A 24,571-nucleotide genomic window follows, 5' to 3' on the forward strand; every position below is an offset into this window, starting at 1 on the left:
CCCTCTCACCACAAATCAAATTAAACTTTTTTAACAAATTCTGATTTTAGTTTCATAGCACCGACGCCATCAATCTTGCAATCGATATTGTGACCATCACTTGCATCTGGCACTAAACGAATACTTTTTACTTTCGTACCTACTTTAACAACGGAAGATGAACCTTTAATCTTAAGATCTTTAACCACAGTAACACTATCGCCATCAGCTAGAACGTTACCATTTGCATCTTTAATTATTTCTTCTGCTTCAGAAGCTTGTACTTCTCCTTCTTTCCATTCATATGAACACTCTGGACAAATAAGAAGATCACCATCTTGGTATGTATATTCTGATTGGCATTTTGGGCAATTTGGCAAAGACATAAAAAATCTCAAAAATCCTATTATGATGGATAGAGACCATTTTTCAAAATTTCAGGACTGAATCTCTTTTCCATACAAATAATTTTTGAGTACCAACGCATGATTTAACTCAGGGTCTTTTGCTGCATAAATTAATGTTAATGGTTGTTCCGTTGCAATTTGTTTTAGTTCATCGACATGAGGATTCTCCCCTAACTCTTGGTAATAGCCTTTTTGAAAACTTTGCCAATGTTCAGCCTGATGACAAAACTGTTTCCGTAATGCATTGGAAGGTGCAATTTCCTTTAACCACAAATCCAAATGTGCCTGTTCTTTTGAAATACCTCTTGGCCATAAACGATCTACAAGCACACGCATGCCATCTGACTCATCAACTGGATCATAAATACGCTTAATTTCAATTTGCATCACTTCCTCCAGATTGTTTAAAACTAACTCTCCATTGAGATATCAATGACTTGTCCATGTGAATCAAAACTAACGCAAATCACATAATTGGTCACTTGATCAGGCAAGCTAAAATCAAGCATTTCATAGGCTTCTATTTCCTCATCATCTCCTTCATGCTGGAGGACCAAAGCATCTAAAACCTGTAAGGGTGTCGGTGAGGATGTCCCAAAATGTTTAACCCAATATTCAGGTTCAATTTCTTCCAAATGATGTTGTATATATAAATCAACGCTATCTTCAGCTTGTTGATCTTCTAAGGCCAATTGCATGGCAGCTCGTGCTAGTTTTTCACGTTGCTGTAAAATGGATAACTCTTTCATTTCCCCACCTCAAAATATCAAATTTATTATTAGTTTTTATTTATATTTCAACACTTCAATTATTGATTAGGAATATCTGCTTCTACAAGCAAAGCAAATAAGCTTAGAGACTCTTGCCAACCTAAGTAACAAGCCTCTACAGGCATAACATCTGGAATTCCTTGCTGTGTAATATGAACTTCCGTCCCCACAATCACAGGTTTCAATTCAACTGTCACATTAATCTCTCCTGGTAAGTTAGGATCCTCGAATTGATCTGTATAACGTAATCGTTCATTCTCGACGATTTCAATATAAGTACCGCTAAAAGCATGAATATGACCTGTTGAAAAGTTAGTAAATGACATTTTATATTTGCCGCCCACTTGTGGATCAAAATGATGGACTTTTGCGGTAAAACCATGTGGTGGCATCCATTTCACTAATGCATCTGGATCTAGAAACGCTTTAAAAACAAGTGCTGGAGGAGCGGTAAAGACGCGATGTAGTTTTACTGTACCAGACATTATCATTCTCCATTTTGCTGTTTTTTTAAGCTACAACTTTATCATAACAATTTCTAGTAGAACTGTGGTGTTGCTGATCCCTCATTTCAGCTCGAATATCGAGAATCTAAAGCTGATTTTTTGTGAAAAATGGCGCAAAATAACAGTCCATATTTTCGTGATCAGAATATAGCTTTAGGATTGATCTATGAGTCAACTTGCTTTCACGGCTTTTAGCTTAAATGGTGTAGATGCACAAAAATTCCTTCAAGGACAAGTGACCGTTCATACAGAGCGCTTACCTGAAAACGAAAGTCGCTACACTGCTATTTGCGATTTAAAAGGACGTATTCATTTTGGTTTATGGATTAAAAAACTTAATCCTGAAAGTTTTAAACTTGTGACAACACAGGATCAAGCAGAAGAGTTTGCAAAGCACATTAAAAAATTTGGTGCTTTTTCTAAAATGAAATTGGAAGAAGTTGGAACTGTTTTTCCAACAACAAATGGCAAGCAAACTGAATTTTCTCAAACTGAAACTGATATTAACGCTTGGCAAATTCAGGCGATTCAATCGGGTCAAGCTTGGATTACTCAAAAAACTGAGCATCTTTTCCAACCGCAAGAGTTACGCTTACATCAACGTGATGGCGTTCATTTTGACAAAGGTTGTTATCTTGGTCAGGAAATTGTTGCTCGTCTTTGGTTTAAAGCAAAACCAAAACACTGGTTACATTTGATCCAAGCCAAAGGTGATCTTCCAATGCCAGCAACCCAACTCAGTAAAGATATAGAAGTTGTAAACAGTGTTGCATTTGAAGATGGCTATCTTGCGCTTGTAATTGCCAAACCTACAGCATTAGCAGAGCTCAATGTAAATGTTTTAGATTTACCAGACGCACTCAATGGTGATGTAGCTCGTCCAAACTAAGTCCTTATAAAAATCATGCTTTAATTTTTTGATTTTAAAAACTCATGGGTTATCTCATGAGTTTTTTTTGATTTAAATATTTCTTAATTAGTAACCATTTAAATCTCGAACTCGCAAAAATGCTCAAAAATAATAAGGCTAAAATTGAAATAAATTTGAACTACAATTCTTGTCGGAAATCCCAATCGACGTTATTGTTCAACAATTACCTATAGAATCAACTCCTCATGCAAATAATGATCAAAGCTTGGTTATCTGCAATTACTTTAAGCTTTTTGAGCTTACAAAGCCTCCATGCTGAAAGTAAAACACTAGAACAAAATTTCAAGCGTAATTATCCAGATCTTCCAATCAAATCAATTTCTCCTTCCCCTTTAACGGGTATCTATGAAGTCTATGTCGCAGGAAAAATTATTTATACGGATGAAACTGCAAAATATTTATTTTTTGGAAATTTATTGGATGTGAAAAATAAAACCAATCTTACCGAGGAACGTTTGATAGAGTTAGGAAAAAGTGATGTTAAACAGCTACCTCTAAACCAAGCTATTAAATATGTGAAAGGAAATGGAGAACGTACGCTATATGTGTTCACTGATCCAGACTGCCCATATTGTCAAAAATTAGAACAATATATGACTTCCATCGACAATGTAACGGTCTACATTTTTTTATTCCCACTTAAGAAACTCCATCCTCAAGCTGAAATAGCGGCAAATAAAATTTGGTGTGCTAAAAATCAATATGAAGCTTGGGAGGATTATATGCTTCACCGCAAACTGAGTAAAAATTCAGGCCAATGTGACACGCCTATTCAGAAAAATATAGCCCTTGGTCAATCACTTGAAATCAATGGAACTCCAACAATATTCTTTGCAAATGGCATGCGAGTTTCAGGCATTCCACAAGATGCTGAACAGATTGAATTACTATTGCAGGAAGCTAGTAAATAGAACTCGTAACCTTTAAGAAGCTCTTAAACCTGTTAAAACCAGTAGCCCATTAAACAAATGGACTACTGTTTTAATTTTGATTTAAGTTCTTTGACCCATCTTAATCAAGATATATACAAAACCATCATTTACAATTTACGCCAATTTTTTATGATGTGTATTCCATATTGCATATTGCACTCTGCTACATAAAGGATGAAAGCAGGTTTCGGTATAAGGAAAAAAATATGAAAAAGTTGCTCATTGCTAGTTTAATCCTAGCTGCATCTCACTCAACATTTGCAGCTGATAAGAAAACAACTGCTAAAAATGATGTGTTTGCAAAAGCAACCCAACTTTATGAAGCTAAGGATTTTTCAGGTGCATTCCAAGAAATGCAACGTATTGCAAATACAGGAAATGCTCAAGCTATTTACAATTTGGGCTATATGCATCAAGTTGGGCAAGGTACCACAAGAGATGAGGAGAAAGCCCTGCAATACTATCAAGACGCATCCAATAAGGGTTTTGGGCAAGCAAGTTACACCTTAGCTCAGGTTTATCGAAATGGTACTTTAGGTGTCACTAAAAATAGTCAAAAATATAAAGAATTCTTAGATAAAGCTTCGAATCAAGGCTCCGAAACTGCTATTGTAGAAAGTGCAAAATTACTTTTTGAACAAGGAAAACCTGAATATGATCAATTGGCAGTTCAAAAACTATTACCTTTATTACGTAAAGACTATCGACCTGCAGTTCACTTGAAAGCAATATATGACTTAAGCTTGGGAGTCAAAAACAAGAATCCTCTTATGCAAAAACAAGCGATAGAAAGCTTAGAGTCTCTAGCTAAGAAAGGTTATCCACCCTCTCTAATGGTTTTAGCAAATATGCTTGCAAATGGTGCTATCGTTGACCAGAACTTAGAACAAGCCAAAGATATTTTTTCTCGCCTAGCAGCAGGCAATTATCCTGGTGCAAAAGAATCTCTCGTAGAAGTTGAAAAAGCAATTGCTGCAAAAAAATCCAATCCTCAGCCTAAAAAATAACAAAAAAAGCGCCTGATCTTAGGCGCTTTTTATCATTTAAAATGCTTACTTACACTGATTCCAGCACTCCAATTACGCCCATCCGCTGGTTCAAAGAAACGACTATTACCATCATTAACAATAACTGAACCTGCATAATTTTTATCAAATAAGTTATCTACACGTGCAAAGCTATTAAAGCCCCAATCTGCATATTTCCAAGCATATCCTGTGTAGATCGATGCAATTGTATAGCTAGCAGCAGCATCACTATTACTGTCATCGACATAGATTTTGTCCATATACTGCGTATCAAGTCCTGCATAAAAACCTTGATCTGGTTTCCATGCTAGCCCAATAAATGCTTGATTCTTAGCGATGCCAGGAATTGCATTACCTTTAGGAATCTCAGCAATTTTTCCAAGTGCTGGAACATTTGAATCAAAAGTTGCATCTAGGTAAGCATAACTCGCATTTACAGTAAGATCTTTCCAAACTTGCTTATTCCACGTAAATTCAGCACCTTTTCTTAAAGTACGATCTGCATTACGGAAAGTCGAACGACCATTTGAAGAACCCGCTGAAACAATATCATTTTGAGTTTTGCTCTGGAAAACGGCTACAGTAAAATCACCCAACTGATTTTGCGACTTTAAACCCAATTCATAGTTATCACTAGTCGATGGCTTTAAATCAAAATTAAAGCCCGACTTGTTACTATCAGCTTGATAAGCCATTTCAGTAAAAGTCGGTGTTTCAAAACCTTTTGCATAACTCACATAAGGCAATAATTCAGGCAGAATTTGCCAGCTTAACGCGGCTGAAGGCAAAATCTTGTCATACTCTGTTTTATCACTGTCATTCCCATTACTCAAATAGTGATCTTTAGATTTGTAATGCACATTGCTATAACGTACACCCGTATCTAAACGCCAAGTCGGTAAAAACTGCCAAGATGCTTGTAGATATGGATCGATATTCCATAAGCTATTGTCTTCATCACGGCGTAACGTGCCTTTAACGCCGTATGATGGTTCACCAGCAACAATATTAAAGTTTTCAAAACCTTGTCGATCTTCATCCATCTTATCGACGGCAACACCTATACTAAAGCGAGTATTTGGCAATAACTCTTTACCCGTCCAACGGAAATCAGCACCATAATAATTACGTTCAAAATCTATTACTCCACCTGCGTGATTAGGATTTAATTGTGCAGAGCGAGGAATAGATTGATACTGGGTCACTTGGCGATTACCAAAATATGCCATGCCATACAATTCATGCTGATCATTAAGCGGTTTTGACCACGTGATCCCTGTTTGTGTTTGATCAATATCTTTTCGAACATTGTAAGTATTGTTTGTATCATTCACTTGACGTGGATTATTCTGCCATTGCTGCCTATTCAATCCCTGCGGATCATCAGCATTAATCTTGACGTAATTGGTGATCCAGTTAATTTTACTGCCATCATCAAGATTCCACGTTAGTTTTGCATTATTCAATACTTTATTTGCGCCACTATGATTTCGAAATCCATCAGTATCAAAATAAGATGAACTAATGATATAACTTGGTTTATATTGGTGATCTGAACCGCCCTGTAAAATTAAACCAGCACGATTTTTATTGTGACTCCCACCAGCATAACTCATCTCAATCGAGTCTTTTCCTGTACCTTCTCTGGTGGTTGCTAAAATCGCACCACCTGACGAGTTACCATACAGTGAAGAAAATGGCCCCGTTAAAACCTCAAGATGACTTAAGCTACTCAAATCAACATTTGAGGTTTGCCCTTGTCCATCAGGCATGGTTGCAGGAATTCCATCAACATACAATCGAATACCACGAACGCCAAATGTAGACCGCGCACCAAAACCACGCATAGAAAGTTGCAGGTCTTGCGCGTAATTTTCTCTATTCCTAAGCTGAATACTTGGGACACCTTTCACGATTTCCGTCAAATTAACCTGCGCCGACTGGCTACTTTCAGGCATATCCACCCTAAAAATTGAAGCAGGCGTCTCCATGTAAGAAGTATCTGTACGTGTCGCTTCAACTTTGATTGTTGGGAGTTGTGCTGGCTGATCGTGATCAACCTCAATTGCCCATACTGAGGTATTACCCAATGCCATAAACATGGCAATGTAACCGTATAGAAGATTAATTTTCATCGAAGGCATGAAGATTCCTTATTTCTCGAAATTTTAAACGACAACAGCTAAAGCTAAGAATATGATTATTTTATGTTTATCTTAGGTATTTAACTTAAGTGAAAACAATTAAACTGATTAATCAGCATGATTAGCAAATAAAATTAAATACCCGCATAATTGTAAGTGAAACATTTGCCCTCATTGTATTGTTGTTGAAACAACTTGAGTTAACTATGCCTGAACTTCCTGAAGTTGAAACCACAAAAACCAGCTTACTGCCTTTATTAGAACAACGTGTTCAAGCCATTCGCGTTTTGAACCCAAGCTTGCGTTGGCCTATACCGAATGATATTAAAAAGCTGGTTGGACAGCGTTTAATGCAACTCAAGCGCCGTTCTAAATATATTCTTGCTGAGTTTGAGCAAGACCAAATGCTTTGGCATTTAGGTATGTCTGGAAGCTTCCGTTTATGTGAAGCCAAAGATGAACTACGCAAACATGATCATCTAATTATTGATTTTGAAGATCAGCAATTACGCTACCATGATCCACGTCGATTCGGGTGCATTCTTTGGCTTGATCAAAACAACCAGACTAAACTGATTGATACGCTCGGCCCTGAACCTCTGAGCGAAGATTTTAATGCAGCCTATTTACATGAAAAGCTAAATAAAAAAAATGTCGGCATCAAAATTGCTTTAATGGATAATCATATCGTTGTTGGCGTAGGTAATATTTATGCGACAGAAAGTCTATTTAATGTTGGCATCCATCCCGCACAACCTGCTTCAACGTTAACGAAAGTACAAATTGAGAAGCTGGTTATTGAGGTTAAACGCATCTTAAAACAAGCAATTGATTTAGGTGGTTCAACATTACGTAACTATAGTAATGCGATGGGTGAAAATGGTTATTTTCAGCAAACACTATTGGCATATGGCCGTGCTGGTGAAATGTGTGTGAACTGTGAAACAACGCTTGAAAACCTAAAGTTAGGACAACGAGCCAGTGTATTTTGCCCACAATGCCAGCCATTGAAGCTGAAGAAAGCTTAAGCAAATACAAGGTAATTGAAGGAGCAACATTATGCAAACTGCAATTGTTCGGCATATTCTAGTGAAAGACAAAGACTTAGCGGAACAGCTTAAGAAAAGAATTCAGTCTGGCGCAGACTTTGCAAAAATTGCGAAGCAGTATTCGACTTGTAACTCTGCTAAACGCGGTGGCGATTTAGGTGAAGTAAAAAAAGGGCAGCTTGTACCTGTAATTGATAAATTGGTGTTCACAGCTGCAGAACGAATTTTACACGGCCCAATTAAAAGTCAGTTTGGCTTCCATCTTTTAGAAATTAAATTCCGCATGGATGGTCTACGATAGATAAACAATGAGCTTAAATGTATCCATAAGCTCATTTCCTCCATGCATGAATGAGCTAATCTTGCTGAAGCTTCATGACATAAGTCCATGCATCTATTTTTTCACCAGACTCCAAAACAACTTCAGCAATAACTCGTTCATATTGGAATCCTTCAAACCCATCTAACATTGGCCAGTTTTGTTCTAATTTATCGGTACTAAATAAATAACCCTCAACTAGCAGATCATGTTGATTCAATACAATTGCAGGCAGTCCTTTGTCGGGCCCCCAATCCAATATATGGATGGTTCCATGTACCTTTGCAACTTGCCAATCCCCTTCAATAGCTCCCAAAATATGAGCATTTTCTCTATTCGGACACAATGTGCCATATACAAACAATCGGTTCATCATGTTATTCCATTTCAATTATTTAACATCTTAGAATGAAATTGAGTCAGAGACCATATTCATCAAAACTCATTATCTCAAAGAAATAGCAAATACCAATTAAACAACTACAATAAAAAAACGGCATAATTTATGCCGTTTTTTTATTTAAAGCAATTAAGCTTGCTTTTTCAACTCATCACGAATTTCACGCAACAATTGAATATCTTCTGGTGTTGGTGCAGGTGCTGCTGGCGCTTCTTCTTCTTTTTTACGCATGCGGTTCATGACTTTCACCATTAAGAACACCACCCACGCTAAAATCAGGAAGTTGATCAAGATCGTAATAAAGTTACCATAAGCAAGAACTGTAAGCCCCGCCTCCTGAGCTTGAGCTAAAGTTGTGATGTTTTCAGGACTTGAACCGAGCACAACAAACTTATTGGTGAAATTCACTTCCCCACCAATAATAAAGTTGATGACAGGCATCAGAACATCTTTCACTAATGAATCAATGATCTTACCAAAAGCGCCACCGATGATTACACCAATCGCCAAATCCATCATATTGCCTTTTACAGCAAACTCTTTAAATTCTTGAATAATACTCATTGTTGACACTCCAGAAAATGAATCGAATTACATTTGTTTTTGTACTTAAATTACAAATGATAGGCATTTAGTTGTATGTAAATAATTTAATATTTTTCTCAAAAAAAGAAAGTTATTTCACACTTTAACAACATATTTTATTTTAATAAAAATATGAACTTATGCATGAAATAGACACTTGTTTTACTCAATAAAAAAACCGCCAAATAAATTTAGCGGTTTTCTTCATTTTTCAATTCAGAAAAATTATTTATCACGATTACGTTTACGTTCGTTTTCAGTTAAGTAACGCTTACGAATACGAATCGATTTAGGTGTTACTTCAACTAATTCATCATCTTCAATGAATTCAAGTGCTTGCTCAAGCGTGTATTCAATTGCAGGTGTTAAAGTCAACGCATCATCAGTACCAGACGCACGAACGTTAGTTAACTGCTTCGCTTTAGTTGGGTTTACCACCATATCGTCTGAACGAGAGTTAATACCCACGATCATACCTTCGTAAACTTCTAACTGTGGTTTAGCAAATAAACGACCACGGTCTTGCAAGCTGAATAGTGCATAGCCCAAGCATGTACCTTGAACCATAGAAATCAACACACCATTTTGACGCTTCGCTACTGAACCTTGTTTCACAGGGCCGTAGTGAGAGAAGCTTGATGTCATGATGCCTGTACCAGAAGTCATAGTTAAGAATTCTGAACGGAAACCAATTAAGCCACGAGAAGGAACAGTTGCTTCAATACGGATACGGCCTTTACCGTCAACTTCCATATTGGTCATTTCGCCTTTACGGTGACCCATTTGTTCCATTACAGAACCTTGGTGCTGCTCTTCAACGTCAAACGTTACGTTTTCGTAAGGCTCTTGTTTTTCACCATCAATTTCTTTGATGATTACTTGTGGACGAGATACGCCCATTTCGAAGCCTTCACGACGCATGTTTTCAATCAATACTGAAAGGTGAAGTTCACCACGACCAGAAACTTTGAAACGGTCTGGACTATCAGTATCTTCAACACGAAGTGCTACGTTGTGAATCAATTCACGGTCAAGACGTTCACGAATATTACGTGAAGTTACGAACTTACCTTCTTTACCAGCAAACGGAGAGTTGTTTACTTGGAATGTCATAGATACAGTTGGTTCATCTACAGACAATGCTGGTAAAGCTTCAACATTTTTCGGATCACAAACTGTGTCAGAAATGTTAAGTGCATCGATACCTGTAATACATACGATATCACCAGCAGATGCTGATTCAACATCTACACGCTCTAAACCATGGTAACCCATGATTTTTAAGATACGGCCATTACGTGTATTGCCATCTTTGTCAATTACAGTAACAGGAGTATTTAATTTTACTGAACCGCGTTGAATACGACCAACACCGATAACACCCACGAAGCTGTTATAGTCAAGTGATGAAATCTGCATTTGGAATGGACCATCAACGTCTACCGCTGGTGGTTCAACGATATCAACGATCGTTTCAAACAACGGTGTCATGTCTTCTGCCAACTCTTCAGGAGCTGGACCAGCAACACCACGTAAGCCAGAAGCATAAACGATTGGGAAGTCTAACTGTTCGTCAGTCGCGCCAAGGTTGTCAAACAAGTCAAATACTTGATCGATTACCCAGTCACAACGCGCGCTTGGTTTATCAACTTTGTTGATAATCACGATAGGCTTCAAACCACGAGCAAATGCTTTTTGAGTTACAAAGCGAGTTTGTGGCATTGGACCTTCTTGTGAGTCAACAAGAAGTAATACACAGTCAACCATCGACATCACACGTTCCACTTCACCACCGAAGTCGGCGTGTCCTGGGGTGTCGACGATGTTGATACGGTATTCAGTATCAGTACGTTTATCTAACCATTTAATTGCCGTGTTTTTTGCAAGAATGGTAATACCACGTTCACTTTCAAGCGCATTCGAGTCCATGACACGCTCAATCTCGCCTGCACGGTCACCCAAAGCACCAGATTGTTGAAGTAATTTATCGACAAGCGTGGTTTTACCGTGGTCGACGTGCGCAATAATTGCGATATTGCGGAGATTCTTAATATCAGACATAGAATTCGATACGCTTAAAATTTGAGGGCAGATTATACAGAAAAACACTACACTTTAGTAGTGACAGTTTATTGACATGTGACTTTTTTTCTGACGAAACGTTACAGAATCGTTGGTAAAGTAGACTAACTCTATTAGAATATTCCACTAATGCTTATCGCTTTTTCAAACTCCCATGTCAAATTCCCAACCTCAGCAACAGCTCGACTTAGTTTACGGACTGAATGATCGACCGAAACCTTTTGTTGCATTTTTAGCTGCACTTCAACATCTCCTCGCGATTTTAGTGCCAATCGTTACCCCAGGATTACTAATCTGTTTAGCACTTGGTGTCTCTCGTGAAGATACCAATATGATCCTTTCAATGTCTTTAATCATTTCAGGGATTGCAACGTTTTTACAGTGCAAGAAAGTCGGTCCTTTTGGAGCAGGTTTACTGATTGTTCAAGGTACAAGCTTCAACTTTATTGGCCCGATCATTGGTATCGGAAGTGCAATGGTTGCTGCTGGAACGCCAGTAGAACAAGTCATGGCCGCTATTTTTGGCGTTGTGATTGCAGGTTCATTCATTGAAATGGGTGTTTCTCGCATTTTGCCTTGGGTAAAAAAGCTGATTACTCCGTTAGTCACAGGAATAGTCGTTCTGCTCATCGGTTTAACTTTGATTAAAGAAGGCTTGATTAGCATGGGCGGTGGTTATACCGCAATGCAAGACAATACTTTTGCTAATGCTGACAACCTGATCATGTCATGTACGGTTCTTGGGATCATCATTCTACTCAATCGTATTCGTATTACTTGGGTGAAAAGTTCAGCAATTTTAATTGCTTTAGTGATTGGCTATATCCTCGCTGGGTTTATGGGACATTTGAACTTTTCAGTCTTGAGTGAGGCTCCTTTAATTCAAATCCCAACGCCTATGCATTTTGGTTTAAGCTTCTCTTGGAGTTTGTTTATTCCAATGGCATTCATCTATCTCGTTACCTCTTTGGAAGCGATCGGTGATGTGACTGCAACCAGTAAAATTTCAAACCAACCCGTTGATGGTCCTATTTGGATGCAACGTATTAAAGGTGGTGTTTTAGTTAATGGTGCCAACTCATTCCTTGCTGGTATTTTTAACACTTTCCCAAGCTCAGTGTTTGCACAGAATAATGGTGTGATTCAACTCACAGGTGTAGCAAGTCGTTATGTCGGTATTTGGATCGCCGTGCTATTGGTGATTTTAGGCTTATTCCCTGCTGTTGCTGCTGTGATTCAAGCCGTACCACAAGCAGTATTAGGTGGTGCAGTGATGGTGATGTTTGGCGCAGTTGCTGCATCAGGTATTAATATCCTTTCAAGTATCCACCTAGATCGTCGTGCCTTGCTGATTATTGCAATTTCACTTGCACTTGGCTTAGGTGTTGCACAGGTTCCTCAGATCCTTGAGCATTTACCTGAATTATTCAAAAATATTTTTAGCTCGGGTGTCGCAACAGGCGGTATTGCAGCTTTGATTTTGAATATTGTTTTACCTGAAACACACAAATAGTCATCTAATAAATGATCATTGCCCAGTTTAGCAACTGGGCTTTGTTTTTGATGAGAGATCAATAATGGATCCACGTAGTGAAGTTGTCTTGAGACAACAAGATTATTTAAACGGGCAAGTTTTACTGATCAATGCCCCAAATGATCAACTCGCCAAAAATTTACCAACTCAAGTACAAGCATCTGTTTGGACTTGGAATTATGCTGATCACCAAAGCTTTTTAAGCTCAGGAATTGATTCAAGCTTTTCAGTGGAATTCCCTCAATCTAACTTTGATCAAGTCGTTATTTTCGTTCCAAAATCAAAAGAACTCCTCAGCTATATTTTGCATGTTGTGGTGAGCCATTTAACCATTGGTCAAAATATTTTTCTTGTCGGTGAGAAAAAAGGGGGGGTGGAACGCGCAGCAAAACAACTGCAACCCTATGGGAAAACACTAAAGTTAGATAGCGCACGTCACTGTCAATTATGGCAATTAAAAATAGAAAAAGCTGAGCAACTTAAGCCACTTGAACAATGGTTAAAAGCATATACAGTTCAAGTAAACCAAGACCAGCTAGAAATCTGTGCACTACCTGGTGTATTTAGTCAAGCGCATTTAGATGTCGGAACAGCCGTATTACTTCCTTACCTATCACAAGTAAAATCAGGTAAGATTGCCGACTTTGGTTGCGGCGCTGGTGTTATCAGCAGCTTTTTAGCCAAATTAAATCCAGAGCAACATATTTTTGCACTTGATGTTGATGCATTTGCATTACGGTCAACTGAGATGACCTTCCAACGAAATGGCTTGGATTTAGCTCAGTTACATCTACAAGCTGTCACAGGTTTAAAAGATGCACCTAAAGAATTGGATGCGATTGTGAGCAATCCACCATTTCATCAAGGGATTCATACCAATTACGATGCAAGTGAAGAACTCTGTCAGCTTGCAAAATCCCACCTGAAAAGCTCAGGTGAGTTATGGATCGTGGCGAACCGTTTTTTAAACTACCCGCCTCTCATTGAGCAAAGTTTTGGTCAATGTATGATAAAAACCGATCAACAAGGATTTAAGGTACTCTTCGCGAGTGCTAAATAGGGTCAATTGACATGTTCGTCTACCCTACAACCTATGAGAAGTGTCAATAGACCCTTATAAAGTTTAAGGAATTTTTATGAGCGATACATCTGCTCCCCAACACCTTCAGCGCAAGCTCGGGGCTCGCCACCTCAATATGATTGCGATTGGTGGATCGATCGGTACAGGTTTATTCCTTGCATCAGGTTCAACTATTGCGACTGCAGGTCCTGGCGGTGCATTACTCGCCTATGCACTAATTGGTATCATGATTTATTTCTTGATGACTAGCTTGGGTGAACTTGCAACACATAACCCAAGTTCTGGTGCATTCTTTACCTATGGTAGCCGGTATGTTGAAGAAGGCTTTGGCTTCGCCTTAGGATGGAATTACTGGTACAACTGGGCAATTACCGTTGCATTTGAATTAGTTGCGGTTCAATTCATCATGAAATTCTGGTTTCCAGAAATTTCTGGCTTTTATTGGAGTGCGCTGTTCCTCGCTGTAATTTTCGGCATCAATGCGATGACAGTTAAAGGTTTTGGTGAAAGTGAATTCTGGTTCTCGATGATTAAAGTAATCGCGATTATTGTCTTCATTATTATCGGGATCGCCATGATCGCAAAAATCATGTTAACACCAGATGCTTCTGTATTTACGAATTGGACTAAAGGTGATGCACCATTTGTTGGTGGTTTACAGGCCATGATCGGTGTTGCCATGATTGCTGGATTCTCATTCCAAGGTACAGAAATGGTTGGGGTTGCAGCAGGTGAATCAAAAGATCCGAAGAAAACGATTCCGCTTGCGATTAAACAAATTTTCTGGCGTATTTTATTATTCTACATCCTGTGTATCTTCATCATTGGCACCTTGATTAGCTATGACAACCCACTGTTGTTACATGCTGCAGAAAGTGAAAATATCGCACTTTCACCTTTCACATTACTTTATGAGAAAGCTGGATTTGCATTTGCTGCTGGCCTAATGAATGCCGTGATTCTAAGTGCAATCTTATCCGCGGGTAATTCAGGCATGTACTCATCAACACGTATGTTATTTGACATGGCAAAAGAAGGCCGAGCACCAAAATGGTTCTCACAGCTTGATCGTCGTGGTGTACCAATGAATGCACTTTACGCAACAACGGCTGTCGCTGCACTCTGCTTTTTAACCACTTTTATTGGTGAGCAACAAGTATTTAACTGGTTGCTGAACATGTCAGGTATGTGTGGATTTATCGTTTGGCTTGGTATTGCGATTTCACACTACCGTTTCCGTAAAGGTTATCTTGCTCAGGGTCACAAACTTGATGACCTCGCCTATCGCGCAAAGTTCTTTCCTTTTGCACCATGGTTCGCATTTATTCTGTGTTCTATCATTATCTTAGGTCAAAATTATGAAGCTGTTCTAGGTGGAAAAGTGGATTGGATAGGCTTACTTTCAACCTATATCAGCATTCCATTATTCTTGGTGATATGGCTAGGGTATAAATGGAAACATAAAACCAAACTGATTGCCTACAAAGACATGAATGTTAAAGAAGGCGAATAAAAATCAGGTAAAAACTTGACCTAATTTGAAATATGCGTAAAATTCACGCTCATATTTCAACGGCAGACTTATACATTGTATAAGTATTTAAGAAAACAGGAGGATGACACGATGCTATTACTACAGGAAAACACACTTTAGATTTGGCACTGTCATCTCACGGACAAGTGACAAATCTTAGGATCACTTGTCCGAATGCCTACTTAAGCCTAGCATTCGCTAGGTTTTTTTATGCCTATTCGGACGGAAGAATTAAAATGACCGAGATAAGAAAATGGGCATACAAAAAATACTCAATGCGAATGCACAATATGGTGTACCAGTAAAAATATTCACCAATGACATTGATCAAGAAAGCATTGAACAACTCAAAAAAATGGCGCAGCTACAGTTTGTACATTCACATATCGCAGTAATGCCAGATGTACATGTCGGCAAAGGTGCGACTGTTGGTAGTGTCATTCCGACCAAGCATGCGATTATCCCTGCCGCTGTGGGTGTAGATATTGGCTGTGGGATGAACGCAATTCGGCTGAATTTAAAAGCCTCGCAACTTCCAGATAATTTAGCGCCTTTAAGGTATGCAATTGAGCGCAAAGTGCCTGTAGGCTTTGAGTTGCACAAACAAATCAAGGCAAAAGCCTCAAGTGTTATTCCACTGGAAAAGCGATTGCAACCAATCATTAAAAAGCATCCTGGACTTGTTAGAATGCTCAGAAAATTTGATGCTACATGGCAAAAACAACTGGGTACTTTAGGAGGCGGTAATCACTTTATCGAACTCTGTCTGGATGAAAACCAAGATGTCTGGATCATGCTGCATTCTGGTAGTCGTGGTTTAGGGAATGTGATTGGGACTTATTTTATCGAACTTGCAAAGAAAGAAGCGCAGCATCGGTTTGGACATGTTCCAGACAAAGATCTGAGCTACTTTGCTGAAGGTTCAAATAGCTTTGATGATTATGTTGAGGCAGTGGAATGGGCGCAAGAATATGCTTTTGAAAATCGACGTGAAATGATGCGCCTCATTTTAGAAGCGATTCGACCACTCCTGCCGCCATTTCAAATGACCAAAGAAGCAATTAACTGCCATCATAATTATGTCAGTCGTGAACATCATTTTGGTGAAGACTTGCTGATCACACGAAAAGGAGCAATTCGTGCAGGGAGAGATGAGTTAGGAATTATTCCTGGTTCCATGGGAGCTCGCTCTTATATTGTGAAGGGCAAAGCAAATCCAGAGTCTTTTTGCTCATGTTCACATGGTGCAGGAAGAAAAATGAGTCGTAGTAAAGCCAAATTACTCTTTAGCCAAGATGATTTGATTCATCAGACTCAAGGCATTGAATGCCGTAAAGATAGTGGTGTTATTGATGAAATCCCAAGTGCATATAAAGATATTGATCAAGTCATGGCAAACCAATCAGATTTAGTCGAAATCTTGCACACCCTTAAACAAATTTTATGCATTAAAGGTTAATGATATGAAACTTAAAGAGATGCCAAAAATCAAAGCTCGCAACCCTGTTGCAGTATCCCCTTTGTTAAAAAAAGGTGGAATACATGAAAGTGAAAAACCACGAGCACAGCATCGTAGAGATCGACAACAGGCAAAACAACAACTCAACAAAGGTATTTGGTAATTAAAATATTACCTTAAATACATCAATTAAATTAAGGAGAAAGCAAATGAATATATCTTGTCAAACCAACAATATAGCAATAAAAAAAGCGACTCAATTGAGTCGCTTTTTTATGTCATTTAAAACTCAAATTATTGAGCTTATTGACCAGGTTGTACAAGAACAGTACGGCTACCAGTGATCGCAGCGAATACGCGACGGTTCATAGCACGACCTTCTTTAGTTTTGTTGTCAGCAATCGGTTGATCCCAAGCGAAACCTTGAGTAGACAAACGAGAAGCATCAACGTTGTATTCGTTTACAAGAGCTGATTTAACAGAGTTAGCACGAGCTAATGATAAACGTTCGTTTAACTTACGTGGACCAGTGTTATCTGTATGACCTTCGATACGAGCAGTCGCATTCGGGTACTCAGATAATTTCTCAGCTACTTTAGCAATTTCAGACTTGTACTGTGGTTTGATGTCTGACTTGTTAGTATCAAAGAATACACGAAGTTCCATGTTAAGGTCTTCAGTTAACTCTTGTGGTTGTGGAGCAACTGGAGTTGGTTCAACTGGAGCAACTTCTACTACTGGAGCAGCAGGCTTCAAATGACCACCAAGAACTACGTTTAAACCAGCAAGAGCTGTGTAGTTCCAGAAGTCTTCATCGATGTTATAAGTACCACGAGCTTCAGTACGAAGAGATAAAGCATCATTTAAGCGCCAGAAAGCACCAAAACCAGCATTACCTAAAGTACCTTCTTCTTTCAAGCCACGACCAGCACGACCTAATTGAGCATCAGTAGCATTATCAAATGTATATTTGTAGTGACCAGCACCTAACAATACATATGGCTTGATTTTGCTGTCATAGTTTTTAGTGATTAAATCAGAAGTAACATAGAAGTTACCATTGATCTGTTGTTGCTTGTATTCAGAGTTTGGAACAGCACTGTCAACATCACCTTTAACTTGGTTATATTCCGCTTCGAAACCTAACCACGGCGTTAATTCAACACCAAGAGCAGCACCAACGAATAAATCGTCTTGAATCTCAGGACCGTGTGTTAAATTTTCGGTACTGTTATTGTGCTTAGAATCTTGAAATGTGTAACCAAGCATTAATGGTGTTACTGTAACACCCGCATTAGCAGCAGCTAAAGGAGCAGCAACAAGCATAGCAAGTGCAATACGACTCAATTTCATGGATATCCTCCAGAGATAACAATTGTTTGTTGTTCAAGCTTAGCCTATGATTTTTGGCCCCATAAACACAGAAGTGTTCACAGTATTATTTTTAAGCTATTCACTTCACTTTGAATCATACAAACACTTGATGAATTTTCCAAGTGCTTGATAACTTTAACCTCGTAAATTATTGACAAAATTTCTTACAATTTCCGTTGTAGTTCAGTAAATTTTGATTCGCAATGAAAATTTGAATAGCTTATTGTTCGCTCACTTCAAGTTTAGCAGCATTTTTTACATGAAGTAATCGTTAGTTTTTCTAATACTAAACTTAATTTAATAAATACAGTAATTACTTAACACTTTGTTAATAAAAAAATTACAGAAATACATATAGGTCATATTATGTTTAAAAATTTAGGTTTCACAATGAGTGAAGCCATCATCACTATTGCCATTATTTCTATAATCGCAGCAATTGGAATACCCTACTTTAACAATATGCTCATCTCAAATGAAGTAAATCAGATCAAGAAAATTCTCACAATTTACATACAAAAAGCTAAATCTGATGCTCAAATTCATCATAAAAATATGACTTTGTGTGCAAGTACAGATCTCATAACATGCAGTAATGATTGGAGTCGAGGTTTTATTGGATTTTTTGATGAGAACCGAAATCGGACACGAGAACGTTCAGAACAAATTTTATATGCCAACACAATACCATCAAAATATGGAACATTAGACTGGAGAGGAACACTAAGGGTTAACTCAGTCACCTTTCAAGGAGATACGGGTTTACCAAGAGGTTCAAATGGTAGCTTTTTCTATTGTATGAATAACTCAAATAATCATTTAAAAGTTATTTTAAGCAATATGGGACAGATCCGCAGTGAAATGGTAACGACCTGCTAAAAACTCTACAGTCCAACCAGAAAAAAACCAAAACTCGTATTTTTGACTATACTGCATAGGTTTTGAACATTCTCTACAAATTATAAATCTGGAGACACATAATGACTGATATCGTAATTGTTAATGGTGCTCGTACTGCAATGGGCGGCTTCCAAGGCGCTTTATCAAGTGCAACAGCACCTGAACTTGGGGCGATCACAATTAAAGAAGCAATTGCACGTGCTGGCCTACAACCAACTGACGTTGAAGAAGTGATCATGGGTTGTGTGTTACCAGCAGGTTTAAAGCAAGGTCCAGCACGTCAAGCAATGCGTAAAGCTGGCTTACCAGATTCAACAGGTGCTGTAACAATTAACAAGCTTTGTGGTTCAGGTATGAAAGCTGTTATGCAAGCGTCAGACATGATCAAAGCAGGTAGTGCTGAAATTGTTGTTGCAGGCGGCATGGAATCAATGACTAATGCTCCTTACGTTTTGCCTAAAGCGCGTGCTGGCTATCGCATGGGTCATGGTGAAATTAAAGATCATATGTTCTTGGATGGCCTTGAAGATGCAGAAACAGGTCGTTTGATGGGTTCATTTGCACAAGATATGGCAAATAAACGTAGCTATACACGTGAGCAAATGGATGATTTTGCTATTCGCTCTTTGCAACGTGCTCAAAAAGCAATTACTGAAGGCTACTTTAAAGATGAAATCGTTCCAGTCACACTATCGACACGTAAAGGTGATGTTGTTGTTGATCAGGACGAACAACCTTTAAATGCAAAAATTGATAAAATTCCATCATTAAAGCCTGCTTTCGCAAAAGACGGTACAATTACCGCTGCAAATGCAAGCTCCATTTCTGATGGTGCTTCTGCACTTGTACTTACTTCAGCAGATGTTGCTTCTGCACGTGGCTTACAACCTTTAGCAAAAATCATCGCTACGGCTTCTAACTCTCAACACCCTTCTGAATTCACAATTGCTCCTGTTGGTGCGATTGAGAAAGTATTGAAGAAAGCAGGTTGGGATGCCCAAGAGGTTGATCTATGGGAAATCAATGAAGCATTTGCAATGGTTACAATGTGCCCGATCGATGATTTCAAATTAGATGCTGAAAAAGTGAATATCAATGGCGGGGCTTGTGCATTAGGTCACCCTGTCGGATCAACGGGTTCACGCATTATTTTAACACTGATCCATGCACTTAAACGTACAGGTGGTAAGAAAGGTGTTGCTGCGCTTTGTATCGGCGGTGGTGAAGCGACTGCTGTTGCAATTGAATTGATCTAAGATTTATTGCTTTATGAAAAATCCTGCCCCGTGCAGGATTTTTTGTGCTTAATAATTACAAAAAATAATTCACCTATTGCTCAAATAGAGCTACGTTATGCACTGTATAAAAAAACAACAAGGAGCTTTAAAATGCAACTTAATCACTATCTAAACTTTAAAGGTCAAACAGAACAAGCTTTTATTTTTTATCAATCCGTTTTTGGTGGTGAATTTGCGATGCTCACTCGTTACGCAGATATGCCGCCAACAGAAGGTGTCACTTTATCAGAAGCCGATAAAAGTTTAATTTTACATGTATCTTTACCCATTAATGAATATACCGTACTAATGGGCTCTGACGTAACTGATCAATTCTGTGCTCCAAATAGCAGCTTTATTCAAGGAAATAATCACTATATTTCAATTAATATTGAAGATGATGAAATGGAAGCACGCCGCCTATTCAATCAATTATCTGTGGGCGGACATATTGAAATGCAATTAGAAAAAACATTTTGGGGGGCGCTATACGGTGCATTTACAGATCAATTTGGCATCAAATGGATGGTGAATTGTCAATTAGATGAATAAGCTTGAGAAAATCGAAAAAGCTGACCTAGAGTTCAGCTTTTTTTATTTCGTTTTAATAAAAACTATTTAGCATTTAAATTTAATAAATTATCAAAAGTTGGAGCCATATTAAAAGCCATATAAGGTTTTTTAAGAATAGCTGTAAATAATAACTTTGACAGTTCACTTTCAGGTAACTGTTTAATTCTATTGTAAGCTTTCAAATCCCAATTTTCAGCAATCGCTTTTTCCCCTTGATTACGACAAGAAGCAACTACCATATTCATAGCATGCTTTTTTGTATATTCACCTGACTGATAAGCTCTTGTACTATTTGAAACAGCCCTTAAGACTATATTAAATACTTGTCCAACTGAAAAATTTTCAAGCAATTTAATAAAAGTTGATTTAGTTACTTCACCAATATTAGGCTGATAACCCACATCATTCATTTGATATAAAAAATAACTTAAAACTTCATAAAAGGCTAGATCTTTCCATATACTTAACAATACTTCAACCCCCTGATCGATATCTATTGCTAAATATAATAAGCGTTCTATAAGTAAGCTAAATTTATCTGTAGGCTGAATATTCAGTATATACTTAACTTCATAAGTATAATAGCTACTTAGTATATTAGTTTCATCAAATACAAAAGCATTTATATCAGATTCGACAGATGGAATAAGAATTTCTCTTGCTATTAAATGTTTAATCATCTGTGTAGTTAAATCTTGATGTGAAGTAACAGGCTCAATACTTGTCTTAATTGGTTTTATGTATTTACCATCTTCAGATAAACAGCATCTTAAAATTGTACAAATGCTGATTTTCTCTTTTAAAGTTAAACTATGCTCATCAACCTTATTATAATTTTCTATACAAAACTCTCTATTTATGGCTTCTTTTTTTCTTTTTAGTTCAGCTTGCATATTCGTTTCTGCTTGAATCCTTTCTTGCTCCTTATCAAACAAGCAAGTTGAACACTGACAATTAGATATATAAGATTTATGTCCACAATTCCAGCACTCTTCTTTTCTCTGATTCAAAAGCTCTTTCGATGTTTTATTAGCAATCGAGCATCCTAAATCAGCTGGACAATTTGGACATTTACCAACCCTAACTAAAGGAAAAGATCGAACCAGCATTGTAGATCTAACATTAATATTAAACTCTTTTAATAGATTTTCTACATTATTTCCATTTTTATATTTAGTAATTAAATCAATCAATTGATTTTCTGAAAGGTGTTCTAATTCTTCACCTATAGTTTCAGTAATTAATTTATCAGGAGATAAATAATTCATATATAAAGCTCATGAAATAAAAAAACCTCTATATAATATAAACTATTAACTTACATTAAAAAAGCCAAACTTGAGTTTGGCTTTTTTAAAACAATGAATAAAAGATCAGGCCCCGGTCTGATAACTTGCTTGCGGTACAGCGGTAGAAGCTTGATAAGGATTGGTAAAGTCCTGAAGCCCAGCAGCAGCCTCTTGAATATTCTTACCCTCTTTCACCACAAAAGTATCAAAGCCAGAGCGTTTTAAATAATTTAGAACGTCCTTAAAGATATCACCGACTGCACGCAACTCGCCTTGGTAGCCTTGACGACGTAACAATGCTGCAAATGAATATCCTCGACCATCATTAAAACCAGCAAATTCGATAAAAATTGCATCGAATGCATCTAATTGAAACTGATGGGTCTCAGGTGAATCATTGACTGTAATATAGAGCGCTTTTTTACCTTGCACGTTTGGTAATTGATCAAGCTGTGCTGTTGTTAAAACCACATCACCTGCTGGAACAACACCATCTTCAGCAATCACTTGATAGGTATTATCTGCAATTGTGCCATCTTTAAAAAGCACTTGTAGCGTTGTATTAAGCATAAGCACGCTCCTTAAATGGCTGAATGCCAACACGGCGATAGGTATCAATAAAACGCTCACCTTCAGTACGCAAATCAAGGTAAGTATTTAAAATTTCTTCGATTACATCTGGCACGGCATCAGCAGCAAAAGATGGGCCTAAAATATCACCTAAAGACGCATCATGATCCGCATGTCCACCTAAGGTAATTTGATAGAATTCTGCACCTTTTTTATCAACACCAAGAATACCAATATTCCCTACATGGTGATGACCACAAGCATTCATACAGCCTGAAATATTCAGGTCGAGCTCGCCAAGATTATAGATCGTGTCTAAATCATCAAAACGACGACTAATCGCTTCTGAAATTGGAATTGATTTCGCATTTGCCAATGAACAGAAATCACCGCCCGGACAGCAAATAATATCGGTAATAAAACCAATATGCGCACGCGCCATATTGTGATGTTCAAGCGTTTGCCACAATTCAAATAAATCTTTTTGTGGAACATCCACTAATGAAATATTTTGTTCATGCGTAGTACGGAACTCACCAAAGGTGTATTTATCTGCTAAGTCAGCAATTAAATTCATTTCCTCAGTAGTCATATCCCCTGGCGCAACACCTGCACGTTTCAAAGAAATCGTCACAATACGATAACCTTTAACTTTATGTGCATTGGTATTCACATTAAACCATTGTTTGAATTTAGGATGTTCAGCAAACAAAGTCGTGAAATCTTGATCTTCTAAATCTTGATAATCAAATGGCGTAAATTCTTCATCTAATTTTTTCAAGATTTCTGGTTGAATTTTCAATGCTTCACGTGTGTGTTCAAATTCAGCTTCAACTTTTTGAGCAAATACTTCAGGAGTAAGTGCTTTGACTAAAATCTTGATACGCGCTTTGTATTTATTGTCACGGCGACCATGTAAATTATAGACACGTAAAGTTGCTTCTAAATAAGCAATTAAATCTTCGCGTGGTAAAAATTCACGAATTACACTACCAATAATTGGGGTACGACCCAATCCACCACCAGCCATGATTTTATAACCGATTTCACCTGCATCATTACGCACAATATAAACACCAATATCATGGAATGCTGTCGCGGCACGATCTTTTTCTTCTAAAGCAGAAACCGCGATTTTGAACTTACGTGGTAAGAAGGCAAATTCAGGGTGGAATGTACTCCACTGACGAATCAGCTCACATGTTGGACGTGGATCAGCAATTTCACCTGCAACCACACCTGCAAACTGGTCAGTGGTTGTATTACGGATACAGTTACCAGACGTCTGTACAGCGTGCATTTGAACCGTTGCCAATTCAGCAAGAATATCAGGTACATTTTCTAATGCTGGCCAGTTCAACTGAATATTTTGGCGTGTTGAAACGTGCGCATAACCGCGATCATATTCAGTCGCAATCTCAGCAATTTTTCTGAGTTGTTTTGTATTCATTAAGCCATACGGCACAGCGATACGAAGCATCGGCGCGTAACGTTGCACGTATAAACCATTTTGCAAACGTAATGGACGATATTCGTCTTCGGTCAATTTTCCTGCTAAATAGCGTTCTGTTTGATCGCGAAACTGAGCAACACGTTGGTTGATCAGCTGCTGATCGAAGTCAGTATATAAATACATGGCGTATGGCTAGTAAATTCATTATAAAGAGGGCTAGCATAGCGAGCTTTTATTCATCAATAAAATGCTTTTTTTGCATATTTAATAACGGTTTTATTGATAAGCTTATTAAAGGCGATAAAAAGAAAAAGCCCAGACAAATCTGGACTTTTAATCTCCCCTAACCCCTCTTTATAAAAGAGGGGGAACACCTCCCTTTCATAAAGGGAGGT

General features: G+C 38.0%; 25 protein-coding genes. 13 read left to right on the plus strand and 12 right to left on the minus strand.

All coding sequences use genetic code 11. The features are described 5' to 3' along the window. Positions 1-20: 20 nt before the first annotated feature. The 4 genes from F959_RS02275 to F959_RS02290 are packed head-to-tail and all read right to left on the minus strand — an operon-like array spanning position 21 to position 1,641. Positions 21-365, minus strand: coding sequence for a zinc ribbon domain-containing protein YjdM (locus F959_RS02275; RefSeq protein WP_004877174.1), 345 nt, complete (start codon positions 363-365; stop codon positions 21-23). A 51-nt stretch (positions 366-416) separates the two neighbouring features. Continuing rightward, complete coding sequence (locus tag F959_RS02280) at positions 417-773, minus strand: DUF488 domain-containing protein (RefSeq protein ID WP_004877175.1); 357 nt, start codon at positions 771-773, stop codon at positions 417-419. A 23-nt stretch (positions 774-796) separates the two neighbouring features. Then, complete coding sequence (locus F959_RS02285; protein ID WP_004877177.1) at positions 797-1,135, minus strand: DUF2004 domain-containing protein; 339 nt, start codon at positions 1,133-1,135, stop codon at positions 797-799. Between the two features lie 59 nt (positions 1,136-1,194). Further along, the gene (locus F959_RS02290; protein ID WP_004877179.1) at positions 1,195-1,641 is read right to left on the minus strand and encodes an SRPBCC family protein; all 447 of its coding nucleotides are present in this window, start codon (positions 1,639-1,641) and stop codon (positions 1,195-1,197) included. Between the two features lie 187 nt (positions 1,642-1,828). Here F959_RS02290 and ygfZ point away from each other — a divergent pair, with 187 nt between their 5' ends. The 3 genes from ygfZ to F959_RS02305 all read left to right on the plus strand — a co-directional run bounded on the left by ygfZ (position 1,829) and on the right by F959_RS02305 (position 4,532). Further along, positions 1,829-2,551, plus strand: coding sequence for a CAF17-like 4Fe-4S cluster assembly/insertion protein YgfZ (gene ygfZ / locus F959_RS02295; protein ID WP_004877181.1), 723 nt, complete (start codon positions 1,829-1,831; stop codon positions 2,549-2,551). A 227-nt stretch (positions 2,552-2,778) separates the two neighbouring features. Beyond that, entirely contained in the window at positions 2,779-3,504 is a 726-nt protein-coding gene (locus F959_RS02300) for a DsbC family protein (RefSeq protein WP_017196705.1), read from the plus strand. 227 nt (positions 3,505-3,731) lie between these two features. Continuing rightward, positions 3,732-4,532: a tetratricopeptide repeat protein gene (locus tag F959_RS02305; RefSeq protein WP_004877184.1), complete on the plus strand. Its 801-nt coding sequence runs from the start codon at positions 3,732-3,734 to the stop codon at positions 4,530-4,532. A gap of 32 nt (positions 4,533-4,564) precedes the next feature. Here F959_RS02305 and F959_RS02310 read toward each other — a convergent pair whose 3' ends face one another. After that, positions 4,565-6,697, minus strand: coding sequence for a TonB-dependent receptor (locus F959_RS02310; protein WP_004877186.1), 2,133 nt, complete (start codon positions 6,695-6,697; stop codon positions 4,565-4,567). A 206-nt stretch (positions 6,698-6,903) separates the two neighbouring features. On the opposite strand from F959_RS02310, the gene mutM reads away from it, so the two are divergent. Both mutM and F959_RS02320 read left to right on the plus strand, forming a co-directional pair. Beyond that, positions 6,904-7,725: a bifunctional DNA-formamidopyrimidine glycosylase/DNA-(apurinic or apyrimidinic site) lyase gene (mutM, locus tag F959_RS02315; RefSeq protein WP_004877187.1), complete on the plus strand. Its 822-nt coding sequence runs from the start codon at positions 6,904-6,906 to the stop codon at positions 7,723-7,725. Positions 7,726-7,756: 31 nt separating this feature from the next. Next, complete coding sequence (locus F959_RS02320) at positions 7,757-8,047, plus strand: peptidylprolyl isomerase (protein ID WP_004877189.1); 291 nt, start codon at positions 7,757-7,759, stop codon at positions 8,045-8,047. 55 nt (positions 8,048-8,102) lie between these two features. Here F959_RS02320 and F959_RS02325 read toward each other — a convergent pair whose 3' ends face one another. The 3 genes from F959_RS02325 to typA form a co-directional block, all read right to left on the minus strand. Then, a complete protein-coding gene (locus F959_RS02325; protein WP_017196704.1) occupies positions 8,103-8,438 on the minus strand; it encodes a gamma-glutamylcyclotransferase family protein in 336 nt (111 codons plus the stop codon). Positions 8,439-8,594: 156 nt separating this feature from the next. Then, positions 8,595-9,029, minus strand: a complete 435-nt coding sequence (mscL, locus tag F959_RS02330) for a large conductance mechanosensitive channel protein MscL (RefSeq protein ID WP_004877192.1) — start codon at positions 9,027-9,029, stop codon at positions 8,595-8,597. A 246-nt stretch (positions 9,030-9,275) separates the two neighbouring features. Continuing rightward, positions 9,276-11,111: a translational GTPase TypA gene (gene typA / locus F959_RS02335; RefSeq protein ID WP_004877193.1), complete on the minus strand. Its 1,836-nt coding sequence runs from the start codon at positions 11,109-11,111 to the stop codon at positions 9,276-9,278. A gap of 175 nt (positions 11,112-11,286) precedes the next feature. On the opposite strand from typA, the gene F959_RS02340 reads away from it, so the two are divergent. The 5 genes from F959_RS02340 to F959_RS16675 all read left to right on the plus strand — a co-directional run bounded on the left by F959_RS02340 (position 11,287) and on the right by F959_RS16675 (position 16,903). Beyond that, positions 11,287-12,645 carry a uracil-xanthine permease family protein gene (locus tag F959_RS02340; RefSeq protein ID WP_004877194.1) on the plus strand — a complete coding sequence of 453 codons (1,359 nt, stop codon included), beginning with the start codon at positions 11,287-11,289 and terminating at the stop codon, positions 12,643-12,645. A gap of 64 nt (positions 12,646-12,709) precedes the next feature. Then, positions 12,710-13,726, plus strand: a complete 1,017-nt coding sequence (locus tag F959_RS02345; RefSeq protein ID WP_004877195.1) for a methyltransferase — start codon at positions 12,710-12,712, stop codon at positions 13,724-13,726. A 76-nt stretch (positions 13,727-13,802) separates the two neighbouring features. Next, positions 13,803-15,260, plus strand: coding sequence for an amino acid permease (locus F959_RS02350; protein ID WP_004877196.1), 1,458 nt, complete (start codon positions 13,803-13,805; stop codon positions 15,258-15,260). A gap of 274 nt (positions 15,261-15,534) precedes the next feature. Next, entirely contained in the window at positions 15,535-16,740 is a 1,206-nt protein-coding gene (locus F959_RS02355) for an RtcB family protein (protein ID WP_004877197.1), read from the plus strand. 4 nt (positions 16,741-16,744) lie between these two features. After that, positions 16,745-16,903: a hypothetical protein gene (locus F959_RS16675; RefSeq protein ID WP_004877198.1), complete on the plus strand. Its 159-nt coding sequence runs from the start codon at positions 16,745-16,747 to the stop codon at positions 16,901-16,903. A 140-nt stretch (positions 16,904-17,043) separates the two neighbouring features. Here F959_RS16675 and omp38 read toward each other — a convergent pair whose 3' ends face one another. Then, entirely contained in the window at positions 17,044-18,093 is a 1,050-nt protein-coding gene (gene omp38 / locus F959_RS02360; protein WP_004877200.1) for an outer membrane protein Omp38, read from the minus strand. A gap of 387 nt (positions 18,094-18,480) precedes the next feature. Between omp38 and F959_RS02365 the strand changes: the two genes are divergently transcribed. The 3 genes from F959_RS02365 (at position 18,481) to F959_RS02375 (ending at position 20,843) form a co-directional block, all read left to right on the plus strand. After that, positions 18,481-18,993 (plus strand): GspH/FimT family protein, encoded by a 513-nt coding sequence (locus tag F959_RS02365; protein WP_004877201.1) that lies wholly within the window; start codon positions 18,481-18,483, stop codon positions 18,991-18,993. Positions 18,994-19,094: 101 nt separating this feature from the next. Continuing rightward, positions 19,095-20,270 (plus strand): thiolase family protein, encoded by a 1,176-nt coding sequence (locus F959_RS02370; RefSeq protein ID WP_004877202.1) that lies wholly within the window; start codon positions 19,095-19,097, stop codon positions 20,268-20,270. Between the two features lie 132 nt (positions 20,271-20,402). After that, positions 20,403-20,843: a VOC family protein gene (locus F959_RS02375; RefSeq protein WP_004877203.1), complete on the plus strand. Its 441-nt coding sequence runs from the start codon at positions 20,403-20,405 to the stop codon at positions 20,841-20,843. Between the two features lie 62 nt (positions 20,844-20,905). Here F959_RS02375 and F959_RS02380 read toward each other — a convergent pair whose 3' ends face one another. The 3 genes from F959_RS02380 to F959_RS02390 form a co-directional block, all read right to left on the minus strand. Continuing rightward, the gene (locus F959_RS02380; protein ID WP_004877204.1) at positions 20,906-22,132 is read right to left on the minus strand and encodes a hypothetical protein; all 1,227 of its coding nucleotides are present in this window, start codon (positions 22,130-22,132) and stop codon (positions 20,906-20,908) included. A gap of 105 nt (positions 22,133-22,237) precedes the next feature. Next, the gene (locus F959_RS02385; RefSeq protein ID WP_004877206.1) at positions 22,238-22,723 is read right to left on the minus strand and encodes a DUF934 domain-containing protein; all 486 of its coding nucleotides are present in this window, start codon (positions 22,721-22,723) and stop codon (positions 22,238-22,240) included. After that, positions 22,716-24,359 (minus strand): nitrite/sulfite reductase, encoded by a 1,644-nt coding sequence (locus F959_RS02390; protein ID WP_004877208.1) that lies wholly within the window; start codon positions 24,357-24,359, stop codon positions 22,716-22,718. The genes F959_RS02385 and F959_RS02390 overlap by 8 nt, the downstream gene beginning before the upstream one ends. Between the last annotated feature and the right edge of the window lie 212 nt (positions 24,360-24,571).

It is taken from the genome of Acinetobacter venetianus RAG-1 = CIP 110063 (assembly GCF_000368585.1).
Taxonomy (GTDB): domain Bacteria; phylum Pseudomonadota; class Gammaproteobacteria; order Pseudomonadales; family Moraxellaceae; genus Acinetobacter; species Acinetobacter venetianus.